This is a genomic window from Domibacillus sp. PGB-M46 (assembly GCF_022668875.1).
In the GTDB taxonomy this organism is placed as follows: Bacteria; Bacillota; Bacilli; order Bacillales; family Domibacillaceae; genus Domibacillus.
Genome location: NZ_JAKGCR010000004.1, coordinates 184,629 through 201,137 on the forward strand (window position 1 = coordinate 184,629; position 16,509 = coordinate 201,137).

The following is a 16,509-nucleotide window of genomic DNA, read 5'->3' on the forward strand; positions in this document are numbered from 1 at the left end:
GTTTGCTATAATAGAGTAAAAGAAAATCATGTAATGGGGGTTGCAGCATGCTGGAAGGCTGGTTTTCTTACTTTATCGTTGCCTGGACAGTGATCCTTGTCGGCTTGTTTGCCATCGGCGGCTTTTTTATGTTTCGCAAGTTTTTAAAACGAATGCCGAAACAGGATGGCCGTTCCGACATGGACTGGGAAGAGTATTACGTTGATAGAACACGGAAACTATGGGGAACAGCAGAAAAAAATATGCTCGAAGAATTGGTTTCTCCTGTACCTGAGCTGTTTCGGGATGTAGCCCGCCACAAAATTGCCGGTAAAATCGGAGAACTCGCATTAAAAGAACGGGCCCGTCATGTCTCAGCCGACTTAATTATCCGCGGCTACATTATGGCTACACCGAAAAGAGACCATAAGTTTTTACGCAGGAAACTTCAGGAAATGAATATTGATATTGCTCCCTATCAGCATTTGTTTGAATAAAAAAAAACAGCCTTGGCATCAAAGGCTGTTTTTTAGGTTATGGGTATAGGCTGATCGGGCAGCTGCCGCTTCAGCGTCATATATTTTTTATACATCGCCATGCGCCACGGCAAAATCATCGCAAACGCCAAAATAAAAAACATGCCGCCAAGCTGGCCTACATCAATCGTTGTCGATAGTACAAGCTTTCCAATAATCCGGATCACAAGCAGTGACATTAAAATAATCGGAAAAGCTTTAGAACGTTTTAAGTAAATGTCCTGACCGCGTATTTCAAAATTTGATGTTTTAATGAGCAATAAAGAAAACAAACACCCTACAGCGGCTGCTTCCAGCAATTCAAGAGGTGTAACCCGAAACATTGGAAATACAAACATCAAAGCGCCGGTACTCATAAAAAGCGGAGGCATAATAATTTTTCGGGCTGAAGTCGGTTTCTTCGCTGCTCTCATACGAACAAATAAAGCACCCAGCCCCATCATGACAGCTGCTAAAGACGATATGGCAACCATCCAATCCATCTTGATCATCCCTTTAATACAAATTAAAAACCGGTAAATCCGCCAAACAGCGGCGTGAGGATCATAATAATCTGTGTCATCCAGTCAAAAAAGAGAATAATCCCCATTCCTATCATAACATAACCGCCGGTTTTTACAATCTTAGCACTGTGTAAACGGATCCATTTCATTCGTCCGATAAAAAAAGAAAGGACAAAAAAAGGAATGGCGAAACCAAGCGCATAAGATACCATATACACCATAGCAGAGTCCGGGTTGGTTCCTGCCATATAAATAACCGCAAGCAGAATGGGACCCGTGCATGGCGTCCAGCCCGCGCCAAAGGCAAGGCCAATGAGAGAAGAGCCGGCATATCCAACAGGTCGATTTTTAAACATCACTTTCTTCTCAGACATCATAAATCCCGGCTGCAGGATGCCCGTGACCACCAGGCCAAAAAAGATAATAAAAATGGCGCCAAGCTGACGAATAAGGTCATCCCATTCTTTTAAGAATTGGCCAATAAAAGAGGAGCCAAAGCCGATTAAAACAAACACAAGGGAAAAGCCGAGCAAAAAAAAGAGGGTATGCAGCATACTTCTCCTTTGCAACATGGCATTATCGTTTTTTAATTCATTTACACTCATACCGGTAATATACGATAAAAAGGCAGGATACAGCGGCAGGCAGCACGGAGAAATAAAACTTAGAAACCCGGCGCCGAAGGCTAAAAACACGTTCAGCTCACTCATGAATCGATCACCCTTTCCTTTTCATTGTAACAGAAACGGTATGGGACGGAGCGGCAACATTGGCAAGAGGAGAAAAAAGTTCAAAAACGACAAATTTTTTTGAAAATAAGTAAATGATTGGGTATACTAGAAAGTGTAAAACCTTAGATAATAATGGAAAGGGTTGTCCGCCGTGAACAAAGAAATACTGCTCGACGCCATAGAAGCGAAGCGGACTGAACTACTAAATGTGGCTTTTGAAAACGGACTAACCTCTCCTTTAGCGATTGAATACAGCCAGGAATTAGACCGTCTTTTAAATTTATACGATGAACTGCATATTCAGCACACTAAAAAAACACGCGCAAAATAAAAAAACCGTCCATACGGACCGTTTTTTTATTTTTTCTTATAAACACCAATTAAGCCGTTGTCGATAAACATTTGGTCAAATTCAGCCACTACTCTGTCTCCAGGCACGATTTCGCTGCCATATACATTTTCATCGGTAAAAAGAATATCTCCTGATTGAGCGCTTGTGCCTTCATAATTCATTTCCCCGTTTTTGTACCATACCCGTTTAACGGTATATACTACTTTTTCAGGTTTTACGTACTCTGCGATGTTAAAGCCGCCGTCTTCCCAGTATGTACGGATACGGTCACCCACTTTTAATTCAATTTCTACATCTGACTGTTTAAAACGAATCGTTTCACCTTTGCTGGAAGTGGCGCGATAGTAGCCTTTTTCAATGTTGGGGGATTTGAATGTAACAATATAATGTTTTAACGAAATGCCTTCTTTTTCGAGCATTTCATAAGGAGTACCAGTTAATTCGTCCTCAGAGGCAAGAGCCGGGATGCTAACACCAAACAACAAGAACGGAAGAATAACTAAAGATAAAAACCATTTTTTCATTTCGCATCTCCTCCTTTTCTCTCATACCTTTCTATACCCCATCCCCTTTGAAGATAAGCCTTTGTACAGAAAAAATTTGTGGGTTTTATAGTTTATTCATCCCGCTATTTATATTATATTCACGTATTCAGGTGAATATGTCCCACAACAAACATCCCTTTTTTCTTTTAAAAACAAAAACTACAAACAAAAACTGGTTAATGACAAGAGCAAACAGCCTATTTTTTGCTTTTATTATATGTTTCCAGTTCCACTGCCCCATACGGCGAAAAGCGCCGGTTACAAAACGCTTCAGCAACAAGGCTTATTTCATTGCATATATACACATTCACCCATATAAAAAGCACCTTCTCTCGTTAATATGGCTTAACAAGAAAAAGCGGCTGTCCTGGTTCGAGAAAAATGAACCGAAACAAAGCAAAAGGGCGTTTTCCCCGGTATGAACAATCGATGAAAATAAGCTCTGGCAAAACACACAATTTATTACGTAATTGGGAGCCAGGCAACCTGTTATTTCCATGCTTAAAAAGTTTCCAATGAACTTGGTGCATGCCGGTAAAAATCGAACTAGACTACAGCGTAAAAATGTTTCAAAGGCTGTCTGTCAGGGCCAGAACCCCGCCGTACAGATGAAACGAAACAACTTATTATTCTCTTTTCCGTAAAAAGATTATCGGTCGAGACAAATGCTTGGTCCCGTGCGTTTCCCCGTTCATATCTTATAATAATTTCTTTTCTATTTTTCTGTAAAAGAGGTGTAATAATATTAAATGGTTACAGTTTCGGTTACAACGATGGCAATGGCAGTGGAGGCTTTTGCGACGGCGGTTACGCAGTCACTTTGCAGTGTTTTTAGTTTTGTTGATTACTTTGTTACTATTGATGCTTGTCTCAGCATTTTTTAAATCCGCATAGTTCGCATGTTGAAAATGATAGAATCTTGGTTTATCTTTTGCAACGGAGGCGGGTATAGAAACGAATGTATAGTCCAAAAGCTTCGCATTTATACATTTTTGCTTTGCTGCGGTCCCCTCTGCGGTTTTTTGTATGCGGTTTATTTTCACTCCGCAGCAGATAGTAAATCTTCACACTTATAGCCATTATTGCTGTGGCATACCTGCAGCTTTTATGCGCCTTTTTTCCGCGTAAGAAACTTTTCCGCTGACGTATACGCGCATATACTTGTAGCTTGAAGCAGGGAGTTTTCGAAAGTTGTTTTTCTATTTCCAACTGATATTAGATAATTTATACTCTTTTCTCAAATATACGCGGACTGTTTTTGTAATTGTAAATAAAGCATTCCACGAGCGTATCCTTATAACATCCAGCTAAACTCCGAATTCGCTTCATATCCGGCACATTTACTGCCTGGTCAAAGAACCCTGCCCAGACAGCAGCGCAGAATGTGCCTTGTATATACTATGGATTTGTAGACGTCAACTGGCTCGCGCAGTTCCTTTTCCTATAATCGAGTCACTTATTCGTAAAAGTTTTCTGTTTGAAATCACAGCCGTTTGGAAGATATACAGACAACGCAGCGATCAATACCCTGTACCATATTCATCAGTTTGCTCGTGGGTGGATCGGCTGTATTTTCACCTAAACCGTTCATAAATACGGGAGCCTATGCAATTATTTATTTACCGGAGATACCTTGAATAAACAGCCCTTATACAAAAAAACACCGGTGGTTACTGGACAGGCGGCCTTACCAATCATTTGATGCGGAAAAGAGTGCGTTTTTCATCAACCACATGTCTGTCAAGATATTTATAGAAGAACCATTCACCGGCGGCAATAGCAATCGCTGGGATAGGAGAAGCTGTAAGAACATCGCCATTATTGGTAAACCGTGATTTTCCCATAAGCCAAACTGCAAAGAAAGTGAAGATTGCATCACAAACGGCTGCAGGGAAGTTTCTCTGGAAATGAGTGTGACCATAATCACTGCCAGACAAACAAGTCACCGAGTACATAAGCAACTATGGTAAGAACGGCACTCATCAGAAGGGTATCACTACATTCACTATCATAAATTCCTATAAGTATAATACTGAGCACCACAATTGTAGAAACCGAGCATGGATTCATTGTTTAAAATAAGCCCCCGCCAATACTGCTCCTCGTTTTATTTATTTTTTCTTCAACATCCATTCGATTTCAGCAGGAGACGTATTCCACCCGGTCGTGTAGCCATCTTGTGTGCCTTTTGTGTACGGCTTGTTTATCAAACACGAGTGTGTTTCCGCATGACTATGCCGCTTCTATTTATTTTGGGGCATGGATAAAAACACCGTGCTTATCCTTTCTGTAGAGCTGGCGCTTTCTTGTATCCTGAAGGTGAACACATGAATCATTGCCATTTATTCGTCTTGCTTCCCGCTGAAAAGGTCTTCTGCACGGCCCTCTTTTTAAAGTCGTTGTCTTCAAATAACATATAAAATGAAAAGAAATGAGTATAATGAACGGAATGCATGCTGCACCTTCGTGACTGGCTGGCGTTTATTTTGACATGAAAGGAAGAGCTTAGTGAAAAAATTTTTACTCGGATTTCTTACTTTTTATCTTTTGTATACGGCAGGGATCAGTGTGTATTTGCTCAATCTTGAGCCGGGTTACGTTCCGGCTGAGTATGCCGGAACAAGCGCAGACCCGAAGCAGTTTATGACGGAAAAAGAGATAGCGGAAGCACATCATTTAGACTTAATCGATTATTTTACGTTCTTTTTGCAAACGCCGCTGGATGTAGTAATCGTACTGTTTTTCATGGTGATTTCAGTGAAACTGCGTGACCGGGCAGCTGCACGCTTTCACAAATCCTTTTGGCAGACCGGCTATTATTATTTCTTTTTCAGTGCCCTCTTGACGCTCTTGTATTTGCCGCTTGATTTCTTTTTTTATCAGCTGTCGCGAAATTATGGCCTGTCGAGCCAATCCGCTGCTTCCTGGCTTGGTGATCTCGGCATCAGCTTTGGCCTGGACCTTTTCATGGGCATTCCCCTCGTCTGGCTGCTTTTTTTCGCGATCAGAAAATTCCCGAAAAAATGGTGGCTTGCTGCCTGGGCGGCGTCCCTGCCGCTGACAATCCTCTTGATGTTTATTGCGCCCGTATTTATCGCGCCTCTGTTCAATGACTATAAACCGCTGGAAAACCAAAAAGTCAAGGCGGAAATCCAGCAATTGGCCGATGAAGCCGGTGTTGGGGACGCGAAAATTTTAGAAATGAATATGTCCAAGCAAACAAATACGATTAATGCCTTTGTCAATGGCTTCGGCAGCAACATGCAGATTGTGCTCGGCGATACGGCGATTAACGAGCTGACTATCGATGAAATCAAATTTGTGGTAGCGCATGAGATCGCCCATTATAAAATGAACCATATTTATAAAGGGCTCGTGCTGCAAATCATCGTCGGTTTCTTTACTGCCTTGGCTACCTTCTTTCTATTTAACTGGCTGCGCAAAAAGTGGGGGCACCGTTGGGGAATTAACGATCCGCATGATATCGCCGTCCTGCCGCTTCTTATGGTCTCCTTCAGCCTCATGTCCTTTCTGGCTTCTCCGATCGGCAACTTTCAAAGCCGCCTTTATGAAATGGAATCGGACCGCTATGCGATGGAGACAACAGGAGACAAAGAAGCAGCCATTAGTGCTTTTCAAAAATTGACGAAAAATGTGAAATCAACCGGCTATGAACCGGCTATCATCCACTTTACTACCGGATCGCATCCACGCATGACAGAAAGGATTGATTTTTTCAACAAATATAACAATAAAGATTCTGGCCAAAGCAATTCTCCTTCTTGAATGGAAGAAAAACATTCTGGGCAGCAAAACTTAAAATCACATTTGTACAGTGTTTTCTGCCAGTCATGGGAAACATTTAGTCCCATACGTACAACCTGCCTGCTGAAGCCTCCATTGTGAAGAGGCACAGCGGGTCCTGTTTGCTGGATCCTAGATGCTTACCCTTTACCACTTAATGAGTGAAGCAAGCAAATGCACAGAACGGCTTAACGTGAGATTAATCAACCGCAGCGACTTGATAAATTCAATTGCAGGAAGCAAGGCGATTACTCAAGCGCAAGAAAAGCCCCGTCCGGTTTAGTTCGTCGGGGTTATTCTACTTAACACTTTTCGAAAACAGTGTCACACTGCGGCTCATTGACAACTGGACAGGGCAGCGTTGACCTGACATCAACCGAGTCAGATAGGGTGCCAGTAAGCATGATAATAAAACCGAATTAAAAAATATATGCACAAAAAAGCCACCGAATATTAAACCGATGGCTACACTGTCATTACCGATCCGTCGATAAAAGCGTATCGCTGAATGTATAGCCAAGATTTTTACCGTCACTCCCGTAGACATGAACGTCATTCAAGTCAGTCAAAGCACGATATTCCGCATAGTAGTAATAATGATTGACTACCATCGAGCCAAGTTTATTAACCGCCAATTGGCGTACTGCATCGTCGTCTGTTGACGCTATAGTCGAATATATCTTTGCGACATGCTGATCCGGCACGATTTCAACCCGGTCAAACAACGCAATGCCGTCGTTGCTTGCAAAATTTGACCGGAATGTTTGAGTAAATGTCTCCGACAAAGCTTCGTCTACCGTACCAGGATATTCTTGTGCCGGCTCTTTCGCAGATACAAACACGATTAATGCTGTTATCAAACTGAATACAATAAGCGCACCGATCATTTTAATTTTTGCTGCTTTAATCACATTTATCGTCTCCCTATTCTGTTTAGATAAGTGTAGACGAGCAATATTAAATTCATACATAAGAAGACGCTTTACTACGTTATTCGTTGTTCTATCACACTTATCGTAAAAAAGTTTTTTATTGCGCGTATATTCCGGGCAGCAGATGCGGCATATTCAGAGTAGGTACTCTGGAAGGGCAGCGCTAATAAAAAAGTAACGGCCACGCACTGGCGCTGGTGTTATCTTCTTCCGTTCCTGCTCGGTTATATGCGCTAGGATAAAAGCTATGTCAAGCTAAGGTTTTAACGGTATAACTTCTTCTTGTAAAGAAATACGATAACAGCCTTGAACTTAGGAAATTTATTCTGACCTTTGAAAAAAAGGTCATATCCATCCTGCCCTTCCTCACAGGCACATTCCACGCAAATTTACCAACTTCTTTGAGCCAGTTAAAAGCAGCAGCCAACAGGGTTTCCCTGTAACCTTCCACCCGTTCAGGAAGATAACCGTTTTTGTGAATCGAGCGCACCCCAAGGGTTTTTAATCTTTTCTCTTTGAACAGAAGCAGTCCGGTACGTTATTTTAAGCCATAAATATACAGCAGCCCTTGTAAAGCCAGCTCTTTATTACGTTCTTTTATGGTTTTACGTTTTGCCATGTTTAACAGCTCCTGCTCTTTTAGTAATACAGCAAAAGGAACATACATTTGTCTCTTAGAAGCTTTTTTATCCTGCAGAGAATAAGGTCTATAGCGTTTTCGAGAGCTTTCTCACCGTATTTCCCATGTTGTTTGACCCAATTTTGGATAATGGAATATTACTTTGCTCTGAGGGAAAAATACACCTTAAATTCGCTGACATTTAAAGTTTACTGAACCATCTAGCAATAAGTTTACAAATCCTATCACAAAACTGGAGGTTACAGCATGAAAAAATTAGCATTTCCTATCATTACTCTTGTTTTGGTTCTCGCACTTGCTGCATGCGGCGGAAACAATGCAAACGAGGGTAAGAAGGAGAAAGAAAATAAACAGGAAGCACAAAGCTCGTATGAACAAATAAAAGAAAAAGGCGTCATCACAATTGGCACTGAAGGTACATATTCTCCATTTACTTTCCATGATAAGTCCGGAAAATTAACTGGGTTTGATGTCGAAGTTGCAACAGAAGTGTTTAAACGTTTAGATATTAAGCCGCAGTTTGTTGAAGCAAAATGGGATGGCATGATTGCCGGGCTTGATGCGAAACGCTATGACATGATTGCAAATCAGGTTGGAATCAATGAAGAGCGCAAAGAAAAATATGACTTTTCTGATCCTTATACCGTTTCAAAAGCTGTTCTAATTGTAAGAGAGGACAACAACGAGATTAAATCGCTTGATGATTTGCAAGGCAAAACAGTTGCCCAGTCTTTAACAAGCAATTACCGCCAGACAACAGAAGAGCATGGAGCCAAAATTACCGGAGTAGAAAGTTTTAACCAGGCGATAGATTTAGTCATCTCCAAGCGCGCTGATGCTACTTTAAACGATAGCCTTTCTTATTTAGATTTAAAAAAGCAGCGTCCTGAGCTTCCAATCAAGATCGCCTATACGGAAAACAATGCTGCTGAGAGTGCTTTTCTTTTCCGTAAAGACAATAAAGAATTAGTTGATGCTGTTAATGGTGCTCTTAACGACATGAAAAAAGACGGGACGTTCGAAAAAATATCTAATAAATGGTTCGGTGCAGACGTATCGAAATAAAGGAAGAGATCGCATATGTTCGGGGAGGAACGTACAGAACGAATTATAGGAATCCTTAGTGAATCCTTTTTTCCTATCTTAATGGCGGGTTTGCAGTACACCATTCCTTTAACACTCATCACTTTTACCCTTGGCCTAATTTTAGCTTTCTTTACAGCTGCAGCAAGAATTTCCGGATTTATGCCGCTTGTTCTTTTAACACGTTTTTATGTTTGGATTTTTAGGGGAACGCCATTACTGGTTCAGCTGTTTATCATTTTCTACGGGCTTCCAAGCGTAGGAGTTACCCTTTCTCCATTTGCGGCAGCTGTTATTGTTTTCACCCTGAATAAAGGGGCATACAGTTCGGAGATCATACGTGCCGCCATATTATCGATTAGTAAAGGCCAGTGGGAAGCCGCCTATAGTATCGGTATGACAAAATCTCAGGCTCTTAAAAGAATTGTGCTTCCGCAGGCGGTTCGTGTTTCCCTTCCACCGCTTGGAAACTCTTTTATCAGTCTTGTTAAAGATACTTCTCTTGCGGCCACGATTACGGTTACTGAATTATTTCAAAAGGGACAGCAGATTGCAGCTGTTACGTATGAGCCCCTCTGGCTTTATATCGAAGTAGCCTTCTTCTACTTAATATTCAGTACTGTGCTTTCTTATTTTCAGGCCAGGCTCGAAATACGGTACGGCCGCGGCATAGCGAAATAGTGGAGGGTAAGCGATGATCACAATTGATAATTTGTACAAACGGTTTGGTGCACTCGAAGTATTAAAAGGAGTAAGTCTTTCTATTGAAAAAGGAAAAACAGCAGTCATTATCGGGCCTTCAGGATCTGGAAAGACAACGCTCCTCCGCTGTTTGAACCTGCTAGAGATGCCGGACAAAGGAACCATTTCTCTAGGAAACAAAACGTTAAATGTAACGGCAGGCACCAGGCTTAAACAAGCGGAAATTGTTTCTTTTAGAAAGCAGACCGGAATGGTTTTTCAAAGCTATAACTTATTCCCTCATTTGACGGCTGTTGAGAATGTCATGGAGGGACAAGTAATCGTTTTAAAACGTTCTAAAGACGATGCCAGAAAAAAAGCTTTATCTTTATTAGAAAAAGTCGGGCTGCGTGACCGTGCGGATATGTATCCGTTCCAATTATCCGGAGGACAGCAGCAGCGTGTCGGGATCGCACGCGCAATGGCTATTGATCCCGAGGTTCTTCTTTTTGATGAGCCAACATCCGCTCTCGATCCTGAGCTGGTCGGTGAAGTATTAAAGGTAATGAAAGACCTGGCAAATGAAGGAAGGACAATGGTAGTCGTAACCCACGAAATGAAGTTTGCGAACGAAGCTGCCGACCAGATCATTTTTATGGACGGCGGTGTTGTAGTTGAACAAGGTACACCTAATGAAGTGTTTAATGCGACTAGAAACCCGAGAACTCTTCAATTCTTGAATAAAGTATCTGAACGATAACTCCATATCCTGTACTATGTGCAGGAATTCCCCGCTTTCGCAGGTACAAACAACATTAACGCCATTGCCAAACTGAATACAATAATCGTACCGGTCATTTAACTTTTTCTGATTTAATCACGTTTAACGTCTCCTTTATTCTGTTTAGATAAGTGTAGACGCGCACTAAATAAAGTTTATTTATATAAAATCATTCCTTATGGGTAATAAAAAATAGGCTTGCATCTGCAAGCCTATTTTTTATTTATATACATAAGTTTGGATTAATTTATTAGCACTTATCCCTTGCCCTGATGACAACCAAAACATGCATATAAACTGCTCGCTCCTGGCCATAATCTACTGGAGGCTTTCTAACGCCTGCTTCACTGTAGCAAAAGCTTCAATTTTAGACGGATCAACACTCTGACTGCTAACCACTGCTTGTACGACTTCGGGACGTAGGCCTGTCGTAAGGACACGGATTCCCATTAGCTGAAGTGTTGCCCCTATTTGATCAAAATATTTTGCAATTTCTTTATTAAGGTTAAAAATTCCTGAAAGGTCAGCGATAACATAGTCAACATCCATTTCCGAGATTTTTGGGATAACATGGTCTGCTATATATTTCAATCGGTATTCGCTGAATTCTCCAATCAGAGGAATAACGACTACATCGTCTTTAACAGGTACAATAGGTGCTGATAATCTTGCCAGTTCTTTTTGGTTTTCCTCTTGCAGCTGATCGGAAAGGCGTTCAAATGCGAAGATGGTTTCGTTTAAGCTGCTATCTAATAAGGTGTTGATCTGTTTTATGATAAAAACATTTTCGTTTAGAGATAAACCAAGCTGTGAGCTAATTTTTGTAAACAGTTCAAGGAAAACCTGCCGGGTTGGAGGATACCGAACGGCGATTTCTGAAATAGTTCCTCCCGACGAGACTTGCATAGCTGCATTTTGCTTACTCCATTTTATAAGAGCCTCTGGAATCGAATCTTTCTTTTCGTCCAGCACTAATTCGCTTAAAAATCCCAAAAGTTCAACATACATAATGACAGCTTGTTCTTTCTCCCATTCAGGAATTTCTAACTTCATTTTATGAAGAACCGCTTCAACAATTTCACGAGCTAGAGAATTTGTGTTTTTTCTTAGGTATTCCGAAAAGCCAAAAAGTAATGTCAAAAAGTCTCCCACCTTCGTCTGTCTTGATGACTTCATTATATAACTTAAATGAAGAATGACAATATAGTAGTACCTTTTGGCTTTCCTCCCTGAATTCTCCAACCTTCTTCAGTTACCCGTTCCTTTTTGTATTAAAAACGCCGCTCAAAGGCGATATGGATTTTGGCTGCAAAAAGGGTCACCCAGATAAAGTGCTCTAGCGTGATTTATTCCCTTTTGCTTACTCAACAGTTCTTTAAGTAATAGTTAAAATTCTCCCTATACTTTTCGTAATGATATAATTTCTTTTTCTTAAACTCTCTTTGAATTTTTTTTGATACAATCCACTTCAAAATGCTGATCGTTATACCATAGCTGTTTCAGGCTGCTTGTTCAATAGTATGCCGGATTCTTTTCGCTGTTTTCTTTGACTCATTTTCGTCATATTGGGCACTTGCTAGTCAACTACTTAGTTTGAACCAAGCCAATTTCGTTAATAATCGGAATTTCTTTTTTTAGTAAAGATAGAAAAGTTTCTTCGAGTTTGTTATCGATTTCACAAATCGTTATGGCCTCACCATTAATTTTCGAACGTTCATTAGCCATACGGGCGATGTTATATCCATTTTGATAGAGAAATCCGGATAAGTCGGCAATAACTCCTTTTTTATCGGTATGACGTATCACAAGTGTTGGCCGTTCTCCTGAAAACTTTAATGGATAATCATTAAATTCCTGAACCTCCACTTTACCACCGCCTAAAGAACTGGCTAATACCTTTACAGTACGGGAAGGTCCTGTCAGTTCCACGAGAACAGTATTTGGATGATAACTTCCAAGCACCCGTTTTGTGAATTCGTATTGTAATCCTTTTTCATTAGCGAGTTCTTTGGCGTTTGGAATGCCATCATCCATTGTCGTTAACCCAAGAACACCTGCTAATAGAGCTAGATCTGTCCCATGGCCCTGATAGGTTTTGGCAAAGGAGCCCATTAGCGAGAAATTTACATATAAAGGATTCTCATTTAATAGCTGGCGGGCAATGTTACCGATTCGGACAGCTCCGGCTGTATGAGAACTTGAAGGGCCAACCATTATAGGACCGATAATTTCATAGGCACTTTCGTATTTCGCTGGCCCACAACTACTCGTTTTTTCACCGAGAATCTGTTCTTTTAATTTTTGCCCTGTCGGAGTTCCGGCAAGACCCCCTATTCCGGTTTCTCTTAATGATTCGGGCATCTGCTGCCCAACTTCATGCATAACATGGATCACTTCATCTGGAAGAATGATGCTTGTTACCCCCGCCAGAGCCATATCTGCTGCAGCTTGCGCTGTAATGGCATGTAAACCGTTGCGAATGATGCAAGGTATTTCCACCAGACCAGCAACTGGATCACAAACCAATCCGAGTGAATTTTTCAGAGTAATTCCAACGGCATTTCCTACCTGTGCCGGTGTTCCGCCGGCAAGCTCAACTAATGTTCCAGCTGCCATTCCGGTTGCTGACCCGACTTCAGCCTGGCATCCGCCGGCAGCCCCCGATATCGAAGCTTTATTGGCAATGACTAAACCGAGAGCAGAAGCAGTAAATATCGACTGTATAATCTGCTCACGGGTGAAGTTTCCGCTGTCAAGGGCGTGAACAAGTACGGCTGGCAAGATTCCCGCTGAACCGGCTGTTGGCGTCGCTACAATCCGCCCCATTGCCGCATTTACTTCCGATACCGCCAGCGCATTTGCGGCAGCATTTAATGTTGTAGGATTGACAAATGAGTTCCCGTTTTTTGCATACTGATAAAGACGGTTTCCATCTCCACCCGTCAAACCAGTTCGGGACATAACAGGACTCATTGTCCCTTTCCGGACAGCCTCTTCCATTACCGTAAATTGTTCCGACATTTTTGTGATGATCGTCTCTCTAGAATAACCTTTCTGTTCCATCTCAGTTTTGATCATCAATTCCGAAATTGTTGTTTTTTCCTTCTCTGCTTGTTCAATTAATTCTTTTAGGCTTGTAAAAGACATGTGATCACTCCTTTAAAAAAGACGGCTCCCACGCTTGAAGCATGAAGAACGTCCCTTTGTTTACTTTATTCTGGCCCCAAATATTCTGCAACACCTGCCATTGCTTTTGCTGCAATGAGCAAGCTGTCTTCGTTAATGGTGAATGTAGGATGATGAGGATGAACTGGACCTCCGCCCGCTTTGCTCCAATAAAACATATTACCAGGGATCTTCCCCAAATAGTAAGCAAAATCTTCAGATCCAGATATTGGCGGCGTCTCTACTGCCGCTTTGATTTCATTCATTTCTCCATACACATTTCAGCTTTTACTCATACAATTGCGGAGCAGTTTGAAGGAGTCTTCTGGCCGATAATGCGATAAATTCCAATATAACATGGAGTGAATTAATAATGAAAATAGAAGAAACAAAGCCATATCTAAAAAATTGGTGAAAACTCTACAGCTATTGTACATGGGCGGGAAGGATTTAAAGCTTTTGGAAAAGAAAAAGTAGATGGAGAAGAGGAAGCAGCACTGCTGTTTCAATGTGGTGTTTACAATTTCACAGGAGAAAAACGGTTTTATTATGACTTTGTTACACAGTTTACAAATGAAGATGGTGAGACGGAGCAGCTGCATTGTGAAAAAGCAGCCTAACTGTGACGGCTCGCCCAAGTACATTCTACAAGAAAATATATGAATCAAACTTTAAGATATTGCCTCACTTTGCGTTCATTCGAACTTCTTTTTAGATCGCAGGTAACACTCAATCAAATAATTTAAAATGGAACTTCTGACGAATGTTGGGATGTTTTGCTTGCAGCCAGCTTGTTAGCAAGGCATCATCATACTTAGCAACTATCAAAGGAGGCAAAAACAGTATGAAAATCATTGTTACCAGTTTATTCGTACAAGATCAAGACAAGGCACTTGAGTTTTATACAGAAACACTGGGCTTTGTAAAAAAGCACGACGTTCCCACCGGAGAATTTAGGTGGATAACGCTTGTTTCTCCCGGTGATCAAGACGGTACCGAGCTTTTGCTCGAACCGAATGTCCATCCGGCTGCGCAAGAATATCAAAGGAAGATATTTGCCGAAGGTATCCCAGCAACAATGTTTGGCGTTGCAGATATTCGTAAAGAGTATGAACGATTAGTGGAAAACGGCGTAAAGTTTACTATAGAGCCCACAAAAATGGGCGAAGTCACAATAGCTGTCTTCGACGATACATGCGGCAACCTTATTCAGATAGTGCAGAATTAATTTTACATCGAAATAGTTGTTCAGTGAAGTTTTCTTATCAACAATTAAACAACAGCTTTATTTTAACCCTGTTCTAATTTTAGGACGGGGTTATACATTTTTCAGGTTTAAAAATAAATGACATTGTTGTCATTCTCCCCTTGATCCAGATAATTCTGAATGGACATATGAGAAAAAATGATTTTACTGCTGGCATGAAACTGCGGTTAAGATTTTGTCCGTATCTGAAATTAAATAAAAAAGCTCTGGCACACAGACCAAAGCTCCTGCTCCTTCTCTTTCACAATTATTTTCTATCATTTTTATAATACCCAGTTCCGTTACAATGATGGCATCCGTTGCCGTTGCAAGGTGTGCAGATATATAGTTTCATTATTTCCCCTCCTTTTTTATAGCAGTGATACAACCTTTTTTCTCGTTTCAACTGAGGTACTTTCATTCTTTCAAAGTCTAAAAACTCTTTACCTAAAAATCCTGTTTTTTAAATAGTAAATATTTTCTGCCTTTTTATTATTTCCAGCCCGTCATATAATAAACATTTATTGAGAAAGATAGTTATATTTACACAAATAAGTAGGGTTTTTTTGGATTCCTATAACAATTTGTCAGAACTTTACCACGAAAAATCTTTTGGGTGCGGATACCTCAGCAACAGCAAAAGTGTACTTAATAACTTTTTGATTATTTTCTATCGGAATCTTAAGCATACAAATTAAATTTAACAATACGTTGTTTACAAAAGAATAATTCTCGATACATTTTACTTACTGTACAATAAAAAGCTTACAAACACCGCCCTGTATAATTAAAAGACTTTGTCTGCAAGCTATTTAAAGGTTTTGAGTGAGTTATTATTAACGCTGAATGTAAGCTTAATCATTTCCTGTTCTACGGAAAATTAATAACCTGCATCTAGATAATAAACTATATCCTATAGGGTACTTAACTTTGAAATAATGATCCTACTCATCTCAGCTAATGTTTCATTGACAAGATCAGTGATGTTTACTTCTTTCTGCATGTTTCCTTTCCAAGCATCCAGTTCCCATCTCACCAATTGGTCGTAGTTTTCTACTATCAGCCTGCTCCACTCAAATCGTTCCTGCATAAATTGATTTAGTGTATTTTCTACAGGTAGATTTCTCTTCAGAAGCTCAACCAGTACAATCACATCTTCAATGGCAAGTGATGCTCCCTGACCTATATGCAGCGCTGTTCCGTGAGCTGCATCGCCAACTAGCAATACTCTTCCTTTATTCCAAGGCCCCGAAATAAGATGGCTGAATATCGGCCGATAAACGACTTGTGAAGGATCTATTATTTGATCTGCATATTCTTTTTATAATGCCTCCAAACTCAGAAATTCGTTTTTTCAGCAAAGTATGCAATCGATCTGCAGGCATTTTAGGGTTTCCTGGTTCGGGTGTGGTGACCAGCAGGTACATTTTATCGTCAGACATAGGGCCGAAGCCTGCTTTTGCTTTACGACCGTAATAGAAAAGGCCTCTAGCCAGATTTTTGAACGCGGAAGAGTACAGCGCCAGACCCC

18 protein-coding genes and 1 pseudogene are annotated in these 16,509 nt (G+C 40.8%); 8 read left to right on the forward strand and 11 right to left on the reverse strand.

Annotated features, from left to right (window positions below):
• Window positions 1–47: 47 nt before the first annotated feature.
• Window positions 48–476, forward strand: a complete 429-nt coding sequence (locus L2D08_RS06825; RefSeq protein ID WP_242233005.1) for a DUF2621 domain-containing protein — start codon at window positions 48–50, stop codon at window positions 474–476.
• Window positions 477–508: 32 nt separating this feature from the next.
• Here L2D08_RS06825 and L2D08_RS06830 read toward each other — a convergent pair whose 3' ends face one another.
• Together L2D08_RS06830 and L2D08_RS06835 are read right to left on the reverse strand one after the other, a co-directional pair.
• Window positions 509–997, reverse strand: a complete 489-nt coding sequence (locus L2D08_RS06830) for a CcdC family protein (protein ID WP_242233006.1) — start codon at window positions 995–997, stop codon at window positions 509–511.
• Between the two features lie 23 nt (window positions 998–1,020).
• Complete coding sequence (locus tag L2D08_RS06835) at window positions 1,021–1,728, reverse strand: cytochrome c biogenesis CcdA family protein (protein WP_242233007.1); 708 nt, start codon at window positions 1,726–1,728, stop codon at window positions 1,021–1,023.
• Between the two features lie 172 nt (window positions 1,729–1,900).
• Here L2D08_RS06835 and L2D08_RS06840 point away from each other — a divergent pair, with 172 nt between their 5' ends.
• Window positions 1,901–2,080, forward strand: a complete 180-nt coding sequence (locus L2D08_RS06840; protein ID WP_242233008.1) for an aspartyl-phosphate phosphatase Spo0E family protein — start codon at window positions 1,901–1,903, stop codon at window positions 2,078–2,080.
• Window positions 2,081–2,106: 26 nt separating this feature from the next.
• Here the strand turns inward: L2D08_RS06840 and L2D08_RS06845 are convergent, their stop codons facing one another.
• On the reverse strand, window positions 2,107–2,625 hold the full coding sequence (locus L2D08_RS06845) for a hypothetical protein (protein ID WP_242233009.1): 519 nt from the start codon (window positions 2,623–2,625) through the stop codon (window positions 2,107–2,109).
• Between the two features lie 770 nt (window positions 2,626–3,395).
• Between L2D08_RS06845 and L2D08_RS24035 the strand changes: the two genes are divergently transcribed.
• Window positions 3,396–3,530, forward strand: coding sequence for a hypothetical protein (locus tag L2D08_RS24035; protein WP_255821861.1), 135 nt, complete (start codon window positions 3,396–3,398; stop codon window positions 3,528–3,530).
• An 810-nt stretch (window positions 3,531–4,340) separates the two neighbouring features.
• Here the strand turns inward: L2D08_RS24035 and L2D08_RS24040 are convergent.
• Both L2D08_RS24040 and L2D08_RS24045 read right to left on the reverse strand, forming a co-directional pair.
• On the reverse strand, window positions 4,341–4,583 hold the full coding sequence (locus L2D08_RS24040; protein ID WP_255821862.1) for a DUF2512 family protein: 243 nt from the start codon (window positions 4,581–4,583) through the stop codon (window positions 4,341–4,343).
• On the reverse strand, window positions 4,570–4,716 hold the full coding sequence (locus L2D08_RS24045) for a DUF2512 family protein (RefSeq protein ID WP_255821863.1): 147 nt from the start codon (window positions 4,714–4,716) through the stop codon (window positions 4,570–4,572). Before L2D08_RS24045 ends, L2D08_RS24040 begins: the two co-directional genes overlap by 14 nt.
• A gap of 438 nt (window positions 4,717–5,154) precedes the next feature.
• Here L2D08_RS24045 and L2D08_RS06855 point away from each other — a divergent pair, with 438 nt between their 5' ends.
• Complete coding sequence (locus tag L2D08_RS06855; RefSeq protein WP_242233010.1) at window positions 5,155–6,432, forward strand: M48 family metallopeptidase; 1,278 nt, start codon at window positions 5,155–5,157, stop codon at window positions 6,430–6,432.
• Window positions 6,433–6,926: 494 nt separating this feature from the next.
• Here L2D08_RS06855 and L2D08_RS06860 read toward each other — a convergent pair whose 3' ends face one another.
• The gene (locus L2D08_RS06860; RefSeq protein ID WP_242233011.1) at window positions 6,927–7,361 is read right to left on the reverse strand and encodes a hypothetical protein; all 435 of its coding nucleotides are present in this window, start codon (window positions 7,359–7,361) and stop codon (window positions 6,927–6,929) included.
• A gap of 907 nt (window positions 7,362–8,268) precedes the next feature.
• Here L2D08_RS06860 and L2D08_RS06865 point away from each other — a divergent pair.
• From L2D08_RS06865 to L2D08_RS06875, 3 genes are read left to right on the forward strand one after another with little or no spacing between them, the layout of a single operon-like run.
• On the forward strand, window positions 8,269–9,087 hold the full coding sequence (locus tag L2D08_RS06865) for an amino acid ABC transporter substrate-binding protein (protein WP_242233012.1): 819 nt from the start codon (window positions 8,269–8,271) through the stop codon (window positions 9,085–9,087).
• A 15-nt stretch (window positions 9,088–9,102) separates the two neighbouring features.
• A complete protein-coding gene (locus tag L2D08_RS06870; RefSeq protein ID WP_242233013.1) occupies window positions 9,103–9,786 on the forward strand; it encodes an amino acid ABC transporter permease in 684 nt (227 codons plus the stop codon).
• A 13-nt stretch (window positions 9,787–9,799) separates the two neighbouring features.
• Window positions 9,800–10,546: an amino acid ABC transporter ATP-binding protein gene (locus tag L2D08_RS06875; RefSeq protein ID WP_242233014.1), complete on the forward strand. Its 747-nt coding sequence runs from the start codon at window positions 9,800–9,802 to the stop codon at window positions 10,544–10,546.
• Window positions 10,547–10,885: 339 nt separating this feature from the next.
• Here the strand turns inward: L2D08_RS06875 and L2D08_RS06880 are convergent, their stop codons facing one another.
• The 4 genes and pseudogenes from L2D08_RS06880 to L2D08_RS06895 form a co-directional block, all read right to left on the reverse strand.
• On the reverse strand, window positions 10,886–11,707 hold the full coding sequence (locus L2D08_RS06880) for an STAS domain-containing protein (RefSeq protein WP_242233015.1): 822 nt from the start codon (window positions 11,705–11,707) through the stop codon (window positions 10,886–10,888).
• A gap of 444 nt (window positions 11,708–12,151) precedes the next feature.
• On the reverse strand, window positions 12,152–12,853 hold the full coding sequence (sdaAB, locus tag L2D08_RS06885; protein ID WP_309241334.1) for an L-serine ammonia-lyase, iron-sulfur-dependent subunit beta: 702 nt from the start codon (window positions 12,851–12,853) through the stop codon (window positions 12,152–12,154).
• Window positions 12,845–13,714, reverse strand: a pseudogene (sdaAA, locus tag L2D08_RS06890) (L-serine ammonia-lyase, iron-sulfur-dependent, subunit alpha); the annotation flags it as partial. The pseudogene sdaAA and the gene sdaAB, both read right to left, overlap by 9 nt.
• 65 nt (window positions 13,715–13,779) lie before the next feature.
• Window positions 13,780–13,998, reverse strand: a complete 219-nt coding sequence (locus tag L2D08_RS06895; RefSeq protein ID WP_242233016.1) for a M20/M25/M40 family metallo-hydrolase — start codon at window positions 13,996–13,998, stop codon at window positions 13,780–13,782.
• 578 nt (window positions 13,999–14,576) lie between these two features.
• On the opposite strand from L2D08_RS06895, the gene L2D08_RS06900 reads away from it, so the two are divergent.
• Window positions 14,577–14,960: a VOC family protein gene (locus tag L2D08_RS06900; RefSeq protein ID WP_242233017.1), complete on the forward strand. Its 384-nt coding sequence runs from the start codon at window positions 14,577–14,579 to the stop codon at window positions 14,958–14,960.
• A gap of 931 nt (window positions 14,961–15,891) precedes the next feature.
• On the opposite strand, the gene L2D08_RS06905 is transcribed toward L2D08_RS06900, so the two are convergent.
• Window positions 15,892–16,281 carry an FAD-dependent monooxygenase gene (locus L2D08_RS06905; protein ID WP_309241335.1) on the reverse strand — a complete coding sequence of 130 codons (390 nt, stop codon included), beginning with the start codon at window positions 16,279–16,281 and terminating at the stop codon, window positions 15,892–15,894.
• Window positions 16,282–16,509: the final 228 nt, after the last annotated feature.

What these genes read in the sequence shown, in the direction of transcription:
- L2D08_RS06825 (WP_242233005.1), top strand. Translation starts at nt 48, where the DNA reads ATGCTGGAAGGCTGGTTTTCTTACTTTATCGTTGCCTGGACAGTGATC.
- L2D08_RS06830 (WP_242233006.1), bottom strand. Translation starts at nt 997, where the DNA reads ATGGATTGGATGGTTGCCATATCGTCTTTAGCAGCTGTCATGATGGGG.
- L2D08_RS06835 (WP_242233007.1), bottom strand. Translation starts at nt 1,728, where the DNA reads ATGAGTGAGCTGAACGTGTTTTTAGCCTTCGGCGCCGGGTTTCTAAGT.
- L2D08_RS06845 (WP_242233009.1), bottom strand. Translation starts at nt 2,625, where the DNA reads ATGAAAAAATGGTTTTTATCTTTAGTTATTCTTCCGTTCTTGTTGTTT.
- L2D08_RS24035 (WP_255821861.1), top strand. Translation starts at nt 3,396, where the DNA reads ATGGTTACAGTTTCGGTTACAACGATGGCAATGGCAGTGGAGGCTTTT.
- L2D08_RS24045 (WP_255821863.1), bottom strand. Translation starts at nt 4,716, where the DNA reads ATGAATCCATGCTCGGTTTCTACAATTGTGGTGCTCAGTATTATACTT.
- L2D08_RS06865 (WP_242233012.1), top strand. Translation starts at nt 8,269, where the DNA reads ATGAAAAAATTAGCATTTCCTATCATTACTCTTGTTTTGGTTCTCGCA.
- L2D08_RS06870 (WP_242233013.1), top strand. Translation starts at nt 9,103, where the DNA reads ATGTTCGGGGAGGAACGTACAGAACGAATTATAGGAATCCTTAGTGAA.
- L2D08_RS06875 (WP_242233014.1), top strand. Translation starts at nt 9,800, where the DNA reads ATGATCACAATTGATAATTTGTACAAACGGTTTGGTGCACTCGAAGTA.
- L2D08_RS06895 (WP_242233016.1), bottom strand. Translation starts at nt 13,998, where the DNA reads ATGAATGAAATCAAAGCGGCAGTAGAGACGCCGCCAATATCTGGATCT.
- L2D08_RS06900 (WP_242233017.1), top strand. Translation starts at nt 14,577, where the DNA reads ATGAAAATCATTGTTACCAGTTTATTCGTACAAGATCAAGACAAGGCA.